The organism is Sphingobium sp. CR2-8, from assembly GCF_035818615.1.
Classification (GTDB): domain Bacteria; phylum Pseudomonadota; class Alphaproteobacteria; order Sphingomonadales; family Sphingomonadaceae; genus Sphingobium.
Map to the genome: position 1 here is coordinate 69539 of NZ_JAYKZY010000001.1, position 17885 is coordinate 87423.

Sequence of the window (17885 nt, forward strand, 5' to 3'; positions counted from 1 at the left end):
TGGGCACGTCCCGGAGGAGGATATCAGAAGTTGAAGCTGGCCCGGACCGTATATTGCCGTGGCGTACCCGGCTGAATCCACAGCGCCGAATAGGAACTGGCATAATATTTCTTGTTGAACAGGTTGTTCACATCCGCCGACAGTTTGATCTGCTCGGTGATGTTGAACGACCCCAGAACCTTGGCGATGGTGTAGCTCGGCAGGAAGAAGCTCGTCGCCGTCTCGCCCAGGCGGCGACCGACATGGGTGACGCCCGCGCCCAGCATCGCATCATGTTCGCCGATGGAGAAGGTCTTGAACAGCAGGGCGTTGCCCTGATGCTTGGGAATGTTGATCAGCGGATCACCCTTGCGGATCGGAGCGGCGAAATTGGGGTCCAGCGCATTGGTGGCCCATCCGGCGTCGGTATAGGCATAGGTCAGGAACAGCTCGAACCCGGCGGGCAGCTTGGCGTTCAGGTCGAACTCGACGCCCTTGCTGTCGGCCGAACCGACCGGCCGGGAAAAGCCTGCGTTGACCGGATCGGTGGTCAGCACATTGCTCTTCTTCATCTTGTAGAGCGACAGCGTGCTGGTCACGCGCCCGTCGGGCGTGACGAACTTCGCGCCGACTTCATAGGATGTGCTGACTTCCGGTTCGAACGGCTGCCCGTCGAAACCCACGCCGCTGTTGGGGCGAAACCCTTTGCCATAGCTGCCATAGAAGGACAGGCTGCTGGTCGGCTCGAACACCAGGCCCGCCATCGGGCTGAACTTGGTATAGCTTTTGCGCGGGTTGGTGTTGTTCAGGCGCAGGTCGATATCCTGGCTGAAATCATCATAGCGCCCGCCGATCCGCACCTTGAACTGCTCGGTAATCTCGATCTGGTCCTGCGCATATATGCCCCAGGCCTTTTGAATTTCGGTCGCATTCTGGATGACGACGGTCGGCGTGGGCGCCGGGATGGTGTAGTTGGGGTTGAAGATGTCGATCGCGTAGGACAGGTCCGTCGCGGTCGGGCGATAGCGGGTCTGGAACGTCTTGATCTTGAACTTGTCCCAATCGCCGCCGATGCGGATATTGTGGACGATCGACCCGGTCTCCAGCTTACCGCTGATCTCGCCACGGAACACCATATGGGTGGTGCTATAGTCGCGGTAGCGCCGCTGGCGGCTCAGGGTCCGGCCGTCATTGTCCAGGCGCTGGCGGCTCAGCACCAGCTCCGGGTCACTCGAAAAGCCCTCGAACGTCGTGTCCTTATATCCCGCGCCCAGCATCAGCGTCCAATCCTGGCTGAAATCATGCTGATATTGCGCCTGATGGCCCAGCACCTCCACCTTGGTCGGGCCGTCATTGGGATTGCCCAGGAAGCGCGAATTGGGGATCGTGCCCAGATTATAGCGGATCGTGCCATTGGCCACGGTCGGGATGGCGACCACGCCGCGCTCGAACGGGACTTCCTGGTTCACATATTCCAGTTCGTAGGTGAAGATGTCCTTGTCCGACAGCTTCGCCAGGAAGGACGGGGTCAGCGTATATTTCTGTGTTTCCACCGTGTCGCGGAAGCTTTCGGCCTGTTCCGACGATCCGTTGATGCGCACGGCGACGCTGTCGCTCAGCGGCAGGTTATAGTCGCCTTCGACCCGATAGGTTTCAAAGCTGCCGGCCGATGCCGCGAAGCTTCCGCCTTCCTTGAAGGTCGGCTTCTTGGTCACGATGTTGACTGTGCCGCCCGGTTCGCCGCGGCCGAAGAGCGCGCCATTGGGCCCCTTGAGCACCTCGATCCGCTCGACATTGGATGCGTCGCGCGGGCCACCATAGCCACGGCCTCCGTTGAAGCCGTTGACCAGGAAGCCGCTCGGGAAATTCTCGTCCCCGGCAAATCCGCGAATGGCGAAACTGTCCCACAGGCCGCCGAAATTATTCTGCTTCGACACGCCGCTCGCCAGTTCCAGCGCGGTGTCCAGGCGGGTGATGTTGAGGTCGTTCAGCAGCTTGCCTTCCAGAAACTGGACCGCCTGCGGGATTTCCTTCACCGGCGTGTCGCCGAAATATTGGCGTTTCAGGCCAGTGACGACGATCTCGCCGTCCGCGCTGGCAGCGGCAGGCGCCTGGGCCTGCGCGGCAGATGACAGGGCGATTGCGGCGGTGCTGGCGACGAAGGCCAGGCGGAGGGCCGAAAATGTGCGCATTATACTATCCCCTTATGAAGTCGCTGTTCCGGAAATGTCCTGCGAAACGGGGACCGGCTGCTTTGTTTTTATCTTCCGCGCGGACTTTGCGTCCTGTCGTCGGGCCGGGCCACGGGGTGTTCTCGATCACCTCTTCTTGAGGATCGAGGCTAGGTCGAGTTACGGATATATTACGTCAAACTTGGCGCATGGGACGGCGCAAAATTGTGAATCATGCGGTGCTACGGCATGAAAATGCTGCGCCCTGATGACGCATCGATTGTCCCGAAAAACCTGAAAAATGGCCGCCTCTTAAAGGAGGCGGCCATGCGACCCAAAGGCGTTGCCCGCCTTCAGAGATATTTGAGCCACCAGATGTCTTTCCGGCGCTGCTTCAACTGCGCGAACCATCGGGTGGGGACATAGAGAACCGGGATGAGGATGAAGACCCATATCCATACCCAGCGCAGATGATCGACGCCGAACACTGTGCCCTTCGTAGGACCGTACAGGACCAGCGCGACGTTGTAGATCAGCTTGAGCACATAGAGATGCAGCACATAATAGAACATCGGCGCGCCGCCCAGCAGGGCAAGGCGCGGCATCCATGGGCTGCCCTCGAACCGTTCGAACAGGGCGAGCAGCAGGCAGCCCGTGCCGATGGTCGGCATCAGGAACAGCAGCGAGGGCGGATATTTGGTCAGCGCCAGAAAGCTCATCACGGTACGGAGCGGCGTTTCCCCGACGAACCATGGCTTGTCGCCATAGATGTTGAGATAGCGGATGACGACGAACCCGACGATTAGGCCAAGCCCCAGCCTCGCCAGGCGGCGGATACGCGGGGCAGGGTCGCTTCCCCGCGCGAACCACGGCCCGCAGGCATAGCCCAGCAGGATCACGCCGATCCACGGCAATATCGGATAGGTTGTCTTGACCGCGATGCCACCGACGTCGATCAGCGACCGCTGATGCAGGACCGCCCAGATCGCATAGCCGGGCTGATCGGCGGTCAGCCGGATCGGGTCGAGCAGATTATGCAGGCAGACGATCGCCAGCCCGACGGCGAACTGGGCCGTGCGCGGCAGGTGCAGCAACGCGGCCAGCGCGATCATGGCAATGCCGATGGCCCAGATCACCTGCAACCAGATCGCCGTGGGAGGGAAGGCGGGCGCCTGCGTCGGCCAGGCATAGCCGACCACGGTAAATTCCAGAAAAATCAGGAACAGGCCGCGTTTCAGCAGAAATTCCGACACCTCGCCCTTGCTGTGCGACTGGCCGTAGAGCCAGGCCGACAGACCGGTCAGCGCCACGAAGGTCGGCGCGCAGAAGGTTGACAGCAACCGGGTGAAGAACAGTCCCGGATCGGTCGTGTTGGCGTCCACAGGATCGGTCACCTGCAAGTGCAGGAACCATGTCTCGCGCACATGATCGACCAGCATGAACAGCATCACCAGCCCGCGCAGCGCATCGATCGCGATCAGGCGGGCGCGCGCCTTCGCCCCGGCCATAGCCGTGGCCGGGACTGGCGATGCCGCGCCGGGATTGAACCCGGCCAGGGGCGCTTGGCCCGCAATATCGTTCATTCTCTGTCTCTTCCCCTGGTCTCCCCACGATTGGCGCAGGAAGACATCCTAGTCGGATCGGCCATGCGACCAGTCCCGTTATGATATCCTATATCATTGCCATTTCGTCGCGGTCAATTGCTGCATCCCGTCACGATCCTTTGCGACCGGATCGACCGCGACAGGGGAGGGCAGGACCATGGCCAAATCCTCGATCCCAATGGCTTGTCTCATGGGGGTTGAGGCTATGATGGCTACACGACGGAATGTTCCGAATATGGCGGACGACCAAGTGGAAAATGTCAAAAAAGAGGGCCGAAGACGCATTATGCGTCGACGGCCCCCGGCATCCCAATTCTTAAGGCGTTCAGGCGTCTTCCAGCGCCACCACATTGACGATATGCGCCTGGGTATATTCCAGCATCCCGGCTTCGCCCAGTTCCGACCCCAGGCCCGATTGCTTCACGCCGCGGAACGGGATGGTGGGATCGATCGCCAGATGCTGGTTCACCCACACCGTACCGGTGTCGATCTGCATCGCGATCGCCGTCGCGCGCGCGACGTCCTTGCCCCATACCGTACCGGCCAGGCCATATTCGCTGTCGTTGGCGCGGGCGATGACATCGTCGATATCGTCATATTTCAGCACCGGCAGCACCGGGCCGAACTGTTCCTCACGCACCAGCGGCGCATCGTCGTCCAGGTCGCGCACGATGGTCGGCGCGATGAAAAAGCCCGGTCGGTCCATCGGCTCGCCACCCGCCAGCACCGTGCCGCGCGTCTTCGCATCGGCGATCAGGGCGCTGACCTTGTCGAACTGCATCTTGTTCTGCACCGGGCCGATGGTCGTGCCCTGCTTGGCGCCATCGTCCACGATCGCCTCGTTGGCCAGGTTCGCCAACTCGTCGCAGAACTCGTCATACATGGCGCTCGGCACATAGGCGCGCTTCACCGCAACGCAGATCTGCCCGGCATTGGTCATTGCGCCCTGATAGACTTTCTGCGCGACCTGCCGGGGATCGACATCGTCCAGCACGATGGCCGCGTCATTGCCGCCCAGTTCCAGCGTCACGCGCTTCACCGTACTCGCGGACGACGCCATCACCTTTTTCCCGGTCGCGGTCGATCCAGTAAAGGCCACCTTGGCGATGTCCGGGTGGCCGGTCAGCAGCGGGCCAAGCTCATTCTGGTCGCAGATGATGTTGAGCACGCCTGCGGGCAATATCGACTGTGCCAGTTCACCGAACAACAGGGTGGTCAACGGAGTCGTCGGCGCGGGTTTCGCCACCATCGTATTGCCCGTCACCAATGCTGGCCCAAGCTTGTTCATCAACAGGATCACCGGGAAATTCCACGGCGTGATCGCCGCGACGACGCCCAGCGGCGTGCGATGCTCGATCACCTTGTTGCCGCCCTCTTCCTTCAAAACCTTCGGCTCGGTGCGCATCGCGGCGAACGCGCGCAGGGTGAACACGCTGCCCATGATCTCGTAACTGGCCTGATCCAGCGGCTTGCCCTGTTCGGCGGTCAGCAGGCTGGCGAACTCGCCGATCCGTGCCTCCAGCGCGTCGGCCAGTTTGTTGGTCAGCGCGGCGCGTTCATCGACCGGCATCGCTGCCCAGCCCGGTTGCGCCTTCTTGGCCGAGGCGATGGCGCGTTCGGCCAGCGCTTCGTCCGCCTTCGGGCAGGACGCGAACGCCTCCGCCGTGGCCGGGTTCACCACGTCGAACGCGCTGGCGCCCGCCACCAGTTCGCCGTCGATCAGCATCCGATATTCTTGATCCATGATTCGCTCTCCTTCGTTCGGGCATCCACCCGTTGTCGCAGACTAGTCCGGCCGGGCCATTCCCTATCGCTTTCCGCGACGGCTGGCTGTATCTTCTATATGTGCGCCTAGGATACAATTTTGACAAGAGGATATCGTAGAGGATGAAACAGGGGGCCGATCTTCAGTCGCTCGTCGGTTATCATATAAAGCGCGCCAACCTGCTGATGGACAATGACGCACGCACGGCGCTTGCGGATCACGATCTTTCGCCGGCGAAAATGACCGCGCTCATCCTTATCCGCGACAATCCCGGTTGCGACCAGACGACGCTCGGCCGCGCGCTCAGCATCAACCGATCCAGCGTCATGAAGCTGGTCAACATATTGGCGGACAAGGGTTATGTCGAACGGCGGCCGGGTCGCGACCTGCGCACCAATGCGCTTGCCCTGTTGCCCGAAGGCGCGCGGCAACTGCACGCGATGCTGGCCATCGTGCATCAGTCCGACGCGCGCATGACGCAAAGGCTCAGCGCCGAAGAACGCACGACTTTGCTGGCCCTCCTCACGCGCCTGGGTCCGGCCACCCCGTCGGCGGACGAAGACGACTGACACGGACGGGGTTGCGTTAAATGTATCCTTGGCGCACAATCCATCTATAGCAGGCGTCCGAATCGACAGTGGTATTTGCCGGACGAAGGAGATGGATGCGCATGACGGAAGCCCGTTACACGGATGAACCTGATGTTCTGGACCGGACTTTGCCGTCCGCGTCGCTGGACTGCCTTTTGCGCCCGCGATCGGTCGCCATCATCGGCGCATCCGACAAGCCCGGCGCACTGGGCGCTTCGGTGCTGGCCAACCTGGTTCGTCAGGGCTTCGACGGCGACATCCATCTGGTCAATCCCAAGCGTACCGACATTGGCGGGCGGCCCTGTATCGCGTCGGTCGATGACCTGCCGACAGGTGTCCATGTCGCTGTTCTTGCGATCCCGCGAGCTGGCGTGCTGGACACCATTCGTGGCCTGGCGCGCAAGGGGGTCGGCGCTGCCGTCATCTTTTCCGCCGGTTTTGCGGAGGATGGTCCGCAGGGCCTGGCCGACCAGCAGGAAATCGCCTGCATCGCCCGCGAAAGCGGGATGGTGGTCGAAGGGCCGAACTGCCTCGGCCTCGTCAATTTCCGCGACAATGTCTCGCTGACCTTCATCGAAATGCCGGAAGCCACGGCGCAGGGCGACCGCCGCGTCGGAATCGTCTCGCAATCGGGGGCGATGGCCGCCGTGCTGGCGACGACGATGATCCATCGCGACGTGCCGTTGAGTTGCTACATCTCGACCGGCAATGAAGCGGCGAGCGGGATCGAGGATTATCTGGCCTATCTGGTCGATCAACCCGATACCGCCGTGATCGGCCTGATCGCCGAACATATACGCGACCCCGCCCGCTTCCTTGCCGCCGCCCGCGCGGCGCGCGATGCGGGCAAGTCCGTGGTGTTGCTCCATCCCGGCCGCAGCGCGGCGGGCGCTGCCAGCGCCGCCACCCACACCGGCGCGATGGCGGGCGATCATGCGGTCATGGCCGTCCATGTCCAGCGCGCGGGCGTCATCCTGGCGGACTCGCTGGAGGAACTGGGCGATGTCGTCGAAATCCTGGCCCGCTCGCCCGATGCCGGTATCGGCGGCGCAGGCGTGATCGCCGAATCCGGCGCGTTCAAGGCGATGATGCTCGATCTCTCCGAATCGGTCGATCTCCACCTGCCGACGCTGACCGACGCGGACAGCCCGGCGCTGCGCGCGGCGCTCCCCGATTTCGTGCCCGTCACCAACCCGATGGACATCACCGCGCAGGGGCTGGTCGACCCGGGCCTCTATGGCCGTACCCTCGCCGCCTTGGCGCAGGACGACCGCATCGGCACGATCCTGCTCACGCTGATCCAGACCGACACCGGCACCTCTCATATCAAGTTCAAGGCGGTTCTCGACGCGCTCCAGGCGATCGGCGCGACCAAGCCCGTCATCGTCGGCGGCGTGGATGAAGGCGGCGGCGTCTTCGCAGAGGATCTTGCCGCCCTGCGGGCCGCAGGCGTCACCTATCTGCCCACTGCGGAGCGCGTGCTGCGCGCGCTGGCCCGCATTGCCGCCTATCGCAAGCGGGATGATGCATCGGCTCCGCTCGACGCCCGGCCGGTGCCCGACCTGGCGCAGGTCGGCAGCACCATCCCCGAACATCGGTCCAAGGCGATCATGGGCGCGCAGGGCATCGCCTTTCCGGCCTTCGCATTGGCGCAGAACGCGGCGCAAGCCGTCGCCGCCGCCGATCGCCTGGGCTATCCGGTGGTCCTCAAGGCCCAGTCCCCCGAACTGCCGCACAAGAGCGACGCCGGCGGCGTCATCGTCAATCTGGCCGATGCCGATGCCGTCACCGACGGCTGGGACCGGCTGATGGCCAATCTTGCCAACTCGCGTCCCGATCTCGTGCTGGACGGCGTGCTGGTGGAGGGGATGGCGGCCAAGGGCGTCGAACTCATCGTGGGCGCGCGCAACGATCCGCACTGGGGACCGACCATCCTGGTGGGCTTTGGCGGCGTCGCGGCCGAATTGCTCCACGACGTCTGCCTGCTGCCGCCCGACCTCACCCGCGACGCGATCATCGCGCAAATCCGTACGCTGCGCATGGCGCCCTTGCTCGACGGCTTCCGTGGCGCCCCCGCTATGGATATCGGCGCGGTCGCCGACATCGTCCAGCGCCTGGGACAGATGGTCGCCGCCACACCCGCGATCAGCGAAGTCGATCTCAACCCCGTGATCGTCTATCCGCAGGGGCAGGGCGCCATCGCGCTGGACGCGCTGATCTCGCTTTGAAAAGGGGAGGGGCGGTCCCACGACCGCCCCGTCCTTCACGTCAGCGCCTAATAGCGCAGCCCTCGATGCGCGCTGGGACGTTCCGCCATTCGACATAGACGGCTCTGCGCTTGCTGCCCATCGACGCATTATACCAAGTTGCATTGATAGGAACCTATAGCCAGTCGTTCCCCGGCGAAGGCCGGGGTCCAGTCCCGCGCTCAGACCTGGACCCCGGCCCACGCCGGGGAACTGCCTCATAGGTCAGCATCATCGCATTATAGTATTGCAGCTTCCTTCACGCGCATGGGATCGAACGGTGAATTCACCGGCGTCGGCTGCGCGATCGTCGGGTAAACCGCTCCATCACGCCCGGCTTGACTTCGCCGCTGCCAGATGGCCTATCGCAACACCATGTCGATCGGCAGCCCGTCCAAGAAATCTGTGCTCGAAGCGACCGAAGACGCAGGCAACAGCTGTTTCCTGGAGTTCACCCGGCCCGAGGACGGCGGGGACGCACCCGCCTGATCCTTCGCCATGCCCTATGGCTTGCGCCGTCCCACCATTTTCCGGCACCATCCGGACATCTATCGTTCCTGGGAGTAGATTATGAAGACCCGCGCCGCCGTCGCATTCGAAGCCAAGAAGCCGCTGGAGATCGTCGAACTGGACCTGGAAGGCCCAAAGGCCGGTGAAGTGCTGGTGGAGATCATGGCGACGGGCATCTGCCATACCGACGCCTATACGCTCGACGGCCTCGACAGCGAAGGCATCTTCCCCTCGATCCTGGGCCATGAGGGTGCAGGCATAGTGCGCGAAGTCGGCCCGGGCGTCACATCGGTGAAGCCCGGCGACCATGTCATCCCGCTCTACACTCCCGAATGCCGCCAGTGCAAAAGCTGCCTGTCGGGCAAGACGAACCTGTGCACCGCGATCCGCGCGACCCAGGGTAAGGGGCTGATGCCCGACGGCACGACCCGTTTCAGCTATAAGGGCCAGCCGATCTTCCATTATATGGGCTGCTCGACCTTCTCCAACTTCACCGTCCTGCCCGAAATCGCGGTGGCGAAGATACGGGAGGACGCGCCGTTCAAGACTAGCTGCTATATCGGCTGCGGCGTGACGACGGGCGTGGGCGCGGTGGTCAATACCGCCAAGGTCGCGCCGGGCGACAATGTCATCATCTTCGGCCTGGGCGGCATCGGCCTCAACGTGTTGCAGGGCGCGAAGATGGCGGGCGCGAACATGATCGTGGGCGTCGACATCAACCCCGATCGGGAGGCATGGGGCCGCCAGTTCGGCATGACCCATTTCGTCAACCCGAAGGACATCGACGGCGACATCGTCGCGCATCTTGTCGCGCTGACCGATGGCGGCGCGGACTATACGTTCGACTGCACCGGCAACACCACAGTCATGCGCCAGGCATTGGAAGCCTGTCATCGCGGCTGGGGCACCAGCATCATCATCGGTGTCGCCGAAGCGGGCAAGGAAATCAGCACCCGCCCGTTCCAGCTCGTCACCGGCCGCAACTGGCGCGGCACGGCGTTCGGCGGCGCGAAGGGCCGCACCGACGTGCCCAAGATCGTCGACTGGTATATGAACGGCAAGATCCAGATCGACCCCATGATCACCCATGTCCTGACCCTGGAGGAGATCAACAAGGGCTTCGACCTCATGCATGCAGGCGAATCCATCCGCAGCGTCGTCGTCTTCTGATGGAAACCGTCTCGGAAAATCGCGCATTCGGCGGCGTGCAGGGCGTCTACAAACATACTTCCGCCGTGACAGGCACAGACATGACCTTCTCGGTCTATGTGCCCGAACATGATGCGGGTGCGAAGCTGCCGGTCGTCTGGTATCTGTCGGGCCTCACCTGCACCCACGCCAATGTCACCGAAAAGGGCGACTATCGCCGCCTCTGCGCGGAACTGGGCCTGATCTTCGTCGCGCCCGACACATCCCCGCGCGGCGAAGGCGTCGCGGACGATCCCGATGGCGCGTATGATTTCGGCCTGGGCGCAGGCTTCTATGTCGATGCGACCCAGCCGCCCTTCGCGCAACATTATCGTATGTGGTCCTATATAACGCAGGATCTGCCCGCACTGGTGGCGTCGCATTTCCCCGCCGACATGGATCGCCAGTCGATCATGGGTCACTCGATGGGCGGCCATGGCGCGCTGACTATCGGCCTGACCTTCCCGGATCGGTTCAAGGCCGTCTCGGCCTTTGCGCCGATCGTCGCGCCCTCGCAGGTGCCTTGGGGGCAAAAGGCGCTCGGCGGCTATCTGGGCGACGACCGGGCGGCATGGCGCCAGCATGACGCGGTCGCGCTGATAGAGGATGGCGCGCGCATCGCTGACCTGCTGGTGGATCAGGGCACGGCGGACAATTTCCTGGAGCCGCAGCTCAAGCCCGACCTGCTGCGCGCCGCCTGCGACGCGGCCGGCATCCCCCTCACCCTCCATCTGCGCGAAGGCTACGACCACAGCTATTATTTCATCTCGACCTTCATGGAGGATCATCTGCGCTGGCACGGCGCGCGCCTGATCTAGAACAGCCTAGCTAGGTCGCCGTGCACCTCTGCGCACGACCCAGCGCCGCCATCACCCCGTATCTACGCTAGCGTTAGTCCCAGGAAGAAAGCGTTCAGCCTGCGCTGCACCGCGCCGCTGTCCGCCATTCGGGAAAGACGACAAGCATTTGCACGGTCGTGGCGCGCACGATGTTTCGATTTGCATAACGTGTCGTCAGCATACAATGTATCGATGGCGGACGGCCCTGTTGGACCGACCGGCTATAAGAATGAAGAGAGGAACGCAGTCCATGGCCCTGACGTCGACCATCGCCCTGCCTGCCGATGATCCGCGCAGCATCGTGGCGATTCAGCCGATGCGCCTGCCGCAGGTCATGGCGATCGCCGTCTGCTTCCTCCTCAGCGCGCTGGACGGCTTCGACATATTGGCCGTCACCTTCGCCGCGCCGGGCATCGCCCGGGACTGGGATCTCGGCCCCGGTGCGATCGGTCTGCTGGTGTCGATGGGACTGGCCGGCATGGTCGTGGGATCGTTGACGCTGGGCCAACTGGCCGACCGGATCGGCCGACGCCCGCAGATCCTCCTGTGCCTTGCCATCATGGTCAGCGGCATGCTGGCCAGCGCCTTCGCGCCCGACATCTGGTCGCTCTGCCTGCTTCGCGCCTATACCGGCCTGGGGCTGGGCGCGGTCCTGGCGGCGATCAACGCCATGTCCGCCGAGTTCGCCAATCGGCGGCGACGCGACCTGGCGGTCAGCATCATGGCCGCGGGCTATCCCGTCGGCGGCATATTGGGCGGCTGGGGCGCGGCCCTGTTGTTGCGCACGCAAGGTTGGGAATCGATCTTCCTGGCCGGGGCAATCGCGACGGCCCTCATGGTGCCTCTCGTCCTCCTCTTCCTGCCTAAATCGATCAGTTGGCTCGCCACCCGCCATGGACAATCGGCGCTGCCGCGCATCAACGCCATCTTGCGTCGCCTGGGCCAGCCGCAGGCGGCGCAGATCATGGCCCTGGAAGAGCCCAGGGCGTCGATGGCGGGCCTCTTCAACGATCGCTATCGCGCCACCACCCTGGCCCTGATCTTCATGTACGGGCTGCACATGCTGACCTTCTATTATGCGCTGGGCTGGGCGCCGTCGCTCGTCGTCGCGCTGGGCTTCGATCCGTCGCAGGCCTCGATCGTGTCGGTCTTCATGAATATAGGCGGCGCCATCGGCGGCCTGATGCTTGGCTTCCTGTCGCCGCGGCTGGGCCTGCGACCGCTGGTCATCTTCGGGCTGGCGGGGGCGGCACTTTCCGTCGCCGCCTTCGGCGCGATGCCGGCCGACATCGCCATTCTCCAGATCGCGGCCTTCATCCTGGGCTTCCTCTCCAACGGCGCGGTGGTCGGCCTCTATGCCCTGATCGCCAGCGTCTATCCCACGACCCTGCGCGCGACCGGCACCGGCGCGGTGATCGGTTTTGGCCGTCTCGGCGCTGCGCTCGGCCCTTTTCTGGCCGGGCAGTTGCTGGCGGCGGGCGCAGGGCGCGGCCTCACCTCGCTGCTGTTGGCGCTCGGGTCGGGCATCGCCCTGCTGGTCCTGCTGCTGGCGCGTGTCCGCCCCGCCGACGAGGATAGGGGCTAAGCCGCTCCAGCCCGGTCCGTCCGCCACATCCACGCGCCGGGCCCGGCGCGGCGAAGGCGCACGCCTATTACCATTCCCCACCTGCTCAAAAATCTCGTCATTTGGCAGGATCGACCCGCATTTTCTCTCTGGCACGGGCAAATAAATTCGTGTAGATGAATAATTCATGGATGCGAAATCATCACCCGATTCACCCGATTCACACGGCGCACCGGTCCTGATCCTGCCAGGATTGCTCTGCGATTCGCGCATGTTCGGGGAAACCCTGGCCGCCATGCCCGGCAGCATGGTGGTGGATGGCTTTTACAAGGGCTGTGACCGGATAGAGGCGATGGCCGACTATGCCATCGCCCGCATGCCCGATCGCTGCGCGCTGCTCGGCCATTCGATGGGCGCGCGGGTCGCGCTCGAAGTGATCCGCAAGGCCCCCGACCGGGTGGAGCGGCTGGCGCTGGTCGACACCGGCATCCATCCGATCAAGCCGGGCGAGCGTGAGGCCCGGTACAATCTACGCGACCTGGGCCGGACTCAGGGCATGGCTGCGCTGGTCGCCCAGTGGCTGCCGCCGATGATGGGCATAGACGCGCTGCGCGACGCAGCGCTGATGGACCGGCTCCACGCCATGGCCGTCGCCGCCAGCATCGCCACGTTCGAAGCGCAGATCGAGGCGCTGCTCCACCGCCCCCCGGTTGATGCGCTGCTGCCCACCATCGCCTGTCCCACCATCGTCATGGTCGGCCGCGAGGATCAATGGTCCCCCGTCGCCCAGCATCAGGCGATCGCCGCCGCCATTCCCGGCGCGCGCCTGCGCGTGGTCGATGGCGCAGGCCATATGATGCCTGCCGAAACGCCACGGGCCTTCAACCATCTGGTGCGGGAATGGCTTGCCATGCCGCCCGCGCAAGACGCTTCCACATTTTCAGAACATGCCAAAGGAGAGGTTTGAATGACTGACAAGTCCCTGCAACAGCTGCTCGATGCAAAGGGCGACATCGTCGAATTCCTGCGCAACCAGCAGGTCGGCCCCAATGCCTATCCGGGCGTTCCGGGCGAATATAGCAACTGGCGCGACGAACAGCGCAGCTGGGCGGAAAGCTCGGTTCTGTTCAACCAGAGCTTCCACATGGTCGATCTGCTCGTCACCGGCCCCGGTGCGTTCGACATGCTGTCCTACCTCGCCCCCAACAGCTTCAAGGGCTTCGTGCCGAACCGCGCCAAGCAGTTCGCGCCCGTCACGCCCGAAGGCTATGTGATCGGCGACGTCATCCTCTTCTATCTGGAAGAAGAAAAGTTCGAGCTGGTCGGCCGCGCCCCCTCGATCGAGTGGGTCGAATATTGGGCCTCGACCGGCAAGTGGGACGTGAAGGTGGAACGCGACGAGCGCACCATCGCCCGCCCGCTCGACCAGCAGGGCTATCGCCGCAACTATCGCTTCCAGTTGCAGGGGCCGAACGCCATGCCGGTGCTGGAAAAGGCGATGGTCCAGACCCCGCCGGACCTCAAATTCTTCCACATGGCACCGATCATGATCGCGGGCGTCGAAGTGCGCGCGCTGCGTCACGGCATGGCCGGCCAGCCGGGCTACGAGCTGTTTGGCCCTTGGGAAGATTATGACACCGTTCGCAATGCACTGATCGAAGCGGGCAAGGACTATGGCCTCACCCTGTGTGGCGGCCGTACCTATTCGTCCAACACGCTGGAATCCGGCTGGATCCCCTCGCCGCTGCCCGCCACCTACACCGGCGAAGGCTCGAAGGGCTTCCGCGAATGGGCCAGCGAAAACAGCTATGAAGGCAAATGCTCGCTCGGCGGCAGCTTCGTTTCGGACAATATCGAGGATTACTACCTCAACCCGTGGGAGTTGGGCTATGGCATCATGGTCAAGTTCGACCATGATTTCGTCGGCCGCGAAGCGCTGGAAAAGATCAAGGATCAGCCCCACCGTCAGAAGGTGACGCTGGCCCTCGACAATGAGGATATCGTCCGCGTCATGAGCTCCATGCTCCAGACCGGCGAAAAGGCGAAGTTCCTCGAATTTCCGAGCGCCGTCTACTGCATGCACCCCTATGATGCGGTGCTGAAGGACGGGAAGACCGTCGGCCTGTCGACCTGGATCGGCTACACCATCAACGCCGGCCGCTTCCTGGCGCTGGCGATGGTCGACGCGGAATTCGCCGCGCCCGGCACCGAAGTGACGTTGCTCTGGGGCGAACCCAATGGCGGCACGTCCAAGCCCACGGTCGAACCGCACGTCCAGACCGAAATCAAGGCGATCGTCTCCTCGGTCCCCTATTCGGAAGCCGCGCGCGACAATTATGCCGACGGCTGGCGCACCAAGGCCGCCTGATCGGCGCAACGCTTAAGCGGGGAGAAGCGGGGGATGCCGAAAGGCGTCCCCCGCTTTTGTTTGAGGAAAGCTCCGGCGCTATCTTCCTGTGCTTAAGGAGAGGGCAGGCGGCTGTGAGTGGTCGGTCGCGATCGGACGACGCTTTCTACTCCCCTCCCTTTCAGGGAGGGGGCGGGGGTGGGTGCGCCACGAAGTGGCGCTCTACCTTCGCTAGGCTGGTGCTCGCTGCGCGCACTACCCACCCCAACCCCTCCCTAAAAGAGAGGGGCTATACGCCTATGCCCCACCCATAGCCGCCACCGTCCAATTCCCTTCCAATGTAGGATTTTCTCTGATTTACCCTGGCAGATGAACCCGCGCCGCGCCACCGATCATGCCCGCTACCGCGCAGGATGGGAGACCGACGCGCCCCTGTCGCTTGCGTGTCGCGCCCCTGTCGCGCCCCTGTCGCGTCGGTGGCGCGTCGCCATGACCTACAGGACGCGTCCCAGGCGCATCGGCGGCGCTTCGCAGTCGCCTTGCAGGCGCAATCGGCGCTTTCCACCCTGCAACGGTGTGAACTTCGCACTGATGCGTCGATGGCGCGCCAGGCGCTACGCGCCGGGCATCTCGGCGGCGGCGAACAGGCTCACGGCCTGCTCCAGTTTCGCGATGGTGCGCCCTTCCACCTCGGCGGTGAAGCGCGGCACCGGAATGGCGAGCGCGAACGCGCCGACCGCTTCGCCATCGATGATCGCGGCCATGCCCAGGCCGCAAATGCCCGGCGTATATTCCTCTCGCGTCCGGCCGATGCCGGTGGCGCGGATATTCGCCAGTTCGGCGCGCAACTGCGCCTCGTCGGTGATGCTGGTCGGCGTAAAACTCTCCAGCCGCGCCTGCGCGAAATAGGCGTCCAGTTCTTCGCCCGACAGGGTCGCCAGCAATGTCTTGCCCGCCGCCAGGCAATGGAGCGGGCTGCGGGTGCCCACGCTGATCGAATAGCGCAGCGACTGTTCCGCCGTCTCCGTGACGATCGCCTCCAGCACCCAGCCGTCGCGGATGAAGAAGGACGCAGTCTCGTTCATCTGCAACCGCAGCGACTTGACCAGCGGCCGGACCTTGTCGGCCAGCGACATGGCGACGCGTGGCGCAGCCAGCCGGTCGAGCGCCGGGCCGGGGAGGTAGCGCCGCCCGTCACGGGTCAGATAATGGCGCTCGGCCAGCGTCGCGAGCAGATAGGACAGGCTGCTGACCGGAATGGCCAGGCCCGCTGCGATTTCCTGCGCGACGACACCGGCGGGGCGCGCGACGACATATTCGATGATGTCGATGGTACGCATCGCCGATTTGACGGTGGACGGCGTGGTGCCATTCATGGTTCAGCGAACCCCCATTTATCAAAGCGATTTCGAGCCGGATCGGAGCCTCCGGCGACTCGGAAATCGCGGCAATCAAAACGTCAGGCTGCCCCGCCTTTCGGCAAAGCGCCAGCCTGCTTCTATGCGCACGAAACGGTCATGAAAGGAACCGACTTTCGGGCCGCCTTCGCCGGTGAACAACAGCATCGCGCTTTCCCCCGTCGCTTCGCTGTCGCTCAGCACGTCGATCACGACATTGGAACAGACATGGCGCGTGGTCCGCGCCGGCCGGGCCAGGAAGGCGGCCAGGATCGCATCGCGCCCTTCCGTCCATTCGCCGGGCGCGGTCGGACGCGCCATGCGGCCGTCGGGCGCGTAGAGCGCCGCGACATCCGCCCATCGCCCTGCATCGTTGAGATTGGCGTAGAGCGCGACCAGACGGGCGCAATCCTGCTCGATGGCGCGACGCTGCTCCTCGGTCACGATCTTGCGTCCGCCAGATCCGCCCCGGCGCGCAGCGACCGCAGCTTCTTCCACGTCACGGCCGGATCGATCTTGCCATATCCCGCGAAGGTGCCGAACCCGCAATCGGTGCTGGCGATCACCCGGTCCTTGCCGACGATCCCGGCGAACCGTTCGATCCGCTGCGCGATCAGTTCGGGATGCTCGACATAGTTGGAGCAGGTGTCGATCAGGCCGGGGGCCAGAATCTTGTCGTCGGGCAGGACGCCACGGCGCGACGCGTCGCGCCAGACCGTCCACTCATGTTCGTGGCACGGATTGGCGCCCTCGAACAGCACGGTCGCGGGTCGGGCGGCCAGGACGATGTCGATCACCTTTTCCAGCGGAATGTCATGATCGTGCGGCCCTTCATAATTGCCCCAGCAGATATGCATCCGCATCCGGTCCGCCGGTATGTTGGCGGTGGCCGCATTCAACGCCTCGACATTGGCGGCGGCGATCTTCACGAACTCTGCCTCGCTCGCATCCTGATAGCCGGTGTGGCGCGACATGGCGAGGTCGGGGCAATCGAGCTGCAGGTCGAATCCCGCCGCGACTATCGTCTCATATTCCTCCCGCATCGCATCGACCAGGTCGGCCAGATAGGCTTCGTGGCTGGGATAGTGGCGGTTGACCTGGAAAGCGGTGATGAGGCCGGGGGAGGCCGCGTTCATGAAGGCGCGCGTTCCGGGATGATCCGCCAGCGCCGCCTTGAACCGGCGAATGTCGTCATGCAGCGGCTCCAGCGTCACCAGCCGCACCGGCCCGATGCAGGAGGCGCGGGTAAATTCCTGCGAACCCATGATGGCCGCCAGCTTCTGGCGCAATTCGGGCAGGGGAGCGAGATCGGCTGCCACCTTGCGGTCGATATGCCCGCCAAAGCCTGTCAGGCGCTCGATCATATAGGTGGAATAGCCGACCTTCCCCAGTTCGCCGTCGCTGACGATGGACACGCCTGCGTCGATCTGCGCCGCGACCGCTTGCGTCACGGCCTGCTGGACCGCCGTATCGAACAAGGCGGCGTCATAACGCTCGCCCTTGTCGCGGGCCAGCAGCAATGGGGTCAGCGCATCGCCGCGCGGCAGGCTGCCCACATGGGTGGTGGCTATGGTCATGCGTCTCTCTCCCTTGATCGAAAGACCAGTGCCATAAGTTCACGAATATGGGTATATCATAAACGCGAATTTATGGGCCGGGCAGATCGGGCTCATCTGGACAATCGC

At 63.9% G+C, this 17885-nt stretch carries 14 protein-coding genes; 8 read left to right on the plus strand and 6 right to left on the minus strand.

Annotated features, from left to right (window positions below; translation table 11 throughout):
* Positions 1-23 precede the first annotated feature (23 nt).
* The 3 genes from U5A82_RS00335 to U5A82_RS00345 form a co-directional block, all read right to left on the minus strand.
* A complete protein-coding gene (locus U5A82_RS00335; protein WP_326287783.1) occupies positions 24-2171 on the minus strand; it encodes a TonB-dependent siderophore receptor in 2148 nt (715 codons plus the stop codon).
* A gap of 332 nt (positions 2172-2503) precedes the next feature.
* Entirely contained in the window at positions 2504-3733 is a 1230-nt protein-coding gene (locus U5A82_RS00340) for an acetyltransferase domain-containing protein (RefSeq protein ID WP_326287784.1), read from the minus strand.
* A 346-nt stretch (positions 3734-4079) separates the two neighbouring features.
* Positions 4080-5498, minus strand: a complete 1419-nt coding sequence (locus U5A82_RS00345; protein WP_326287785.1) for an aldehyde dehydrogenase family protein — start codon at positions 5496-5498, stop codon at positions 4080-4082.
* Positions 5499-5641: 143 nt separating this feature from the next.
* Between U5A82_RS00345 and U5A82_RS00350 the strand changes: the two genes are divergently transcribed.
* From U5A82_RS00350 to desA, 8 genes are all read left to right on the plus strand, one after another.
* Positions 5642-6088 (plus strand): MarR family winged helix-turn-helix transcriptional regulator, encoded by a 447-nt coding sequence (locus tag U5A82_RS00350; RefSeq protein ID WP_326287787.1) that lies wholly within the window; start codon positions 5642-5644, stop codon positions 6086-6088.
* Between the two features lie 101 nt (positions 6089-6189).
* Positions 6190-8337: an acetate--CoA ligase family protein gene (locus U5A82_RS00355; RefSeq protein ID WP_326287788.1), complete on the plus strand. Its 2148-nt coding sequence runs from the start codon at positions 6190-6192 to the stop codon at positions 8335-8337.
* 375 nt (positions 8338-8712) lie between these two features.
* Positions 8713-8844, plus strand: a complete 132-nt coding sequence (locus U5A82_RS00360) for a hypothetical protein (RefSeq protein WP_326287790.1) — start codon at positions 8713-8715, stop codon at positions 8842-8844.
* A gap of 81 nt (positions 8845-8925) precedes the next feature.
* A complete protein-coding gene (locus U5A82_RS00365) occupies positions 8926-10035 on the plus strand; it encodes an S-(hydroxymethyl)glutathione dehydrogenase/class III alcohol dehydrogenase (protein ID WP_326287791.1) in 1110 nt (369 codons plus the stop codon).
* Positions 10035-10871 carry an S-formylglutathione hydrolase gene (gene fghA / locus U5A82_RS00370; RefSeq protein ID WP_326287793.1) on the plus strand — a complete coding sequence of 279 codons (837 nt, stop codon included), beginning with the start codon at positions 10035-10037 and terminating at the stop codon, positions 10869-10871. Before U5A82_RS00365 ends, fghA begins: the two co-directional genes overlap by 1 nt.
* A 271-nt stretch (positions 10872-11142) precedes the next feature.
* The gene (locus U5A82_RS00375) at positions 11143-12477 is read left to right on the plus strand and encodes an MFS transporter (RefSeq protein ID WP_326287795.1); all 1335 of its coding nucleotides are present in this window, start codon (positions 11143-11145) and stop codon (positions 12475-12477) included.
* Between the two features lie 250 nt (positions 12478-12727).
* Complete coding sequence (locus U5A82_RS00380; RefSeq protein WP_326287797.1) at positions 12728-13423, plus strand: alpha/beta fold hydrolase; 696 nt, start codon at positions 12728-12730, stop codon at positions 13421-13423.
* Positions 13424-14824 (plus strand): syringate O-demethylase, encoded by a 1401-nt coding sequence (gene desA, locus U5A82_RS00385; protein ID WP_326287799.1) that lies wholly within the window; start codon positions 13424-13426, stop codon positions 14822-14824.
* A gap of 593 nt (positions 14825-15417) precedes the next feature.
* Here desA and U5A82_RS00390 read toward each other — a convergent pair.
* From U5A82_RS00390 to U5A82_RS00400, 3 genes are all read right to left on the minus strand, one after another.
* Positions 15418-16179: an IclR family transcriptional regulator gene (locus U5A82_RS00390; RefSeq protein WP_326287801.1), complete on the minus strand. Its 762-nt coding sequence runs from the start codon at positions 16177-16179 to the stop codon at positions 15418-15420.
* Between the two features lie 75 nt (positions 16180-16254).
* Complete coding sequence (locus U5A82_RS00395; protein WP_326287803.1) at positions 16255-16644, minus strand: nuclear transport factor 2 family protein; 390 nt, start codon at positions 16642-16644, stop codon at positions 16255-16257.
* Complete coding sequence (locus U5A82_RS00400; RefSeq protein ID WP_326287804.1) at positions 16641-17777, minus strand: cobalamin-independent methionine synthase II family protein; 1137 nt, start codon at positions 17775-17777, stop codon at positions 16641-16643. Before U5A82_RS00400 ends, U5A82_RS00395 begins: the two co-directional genes overlap by 4 nt.
* Positions 17778-17885 lie beyond the last annotated feature (108 nt).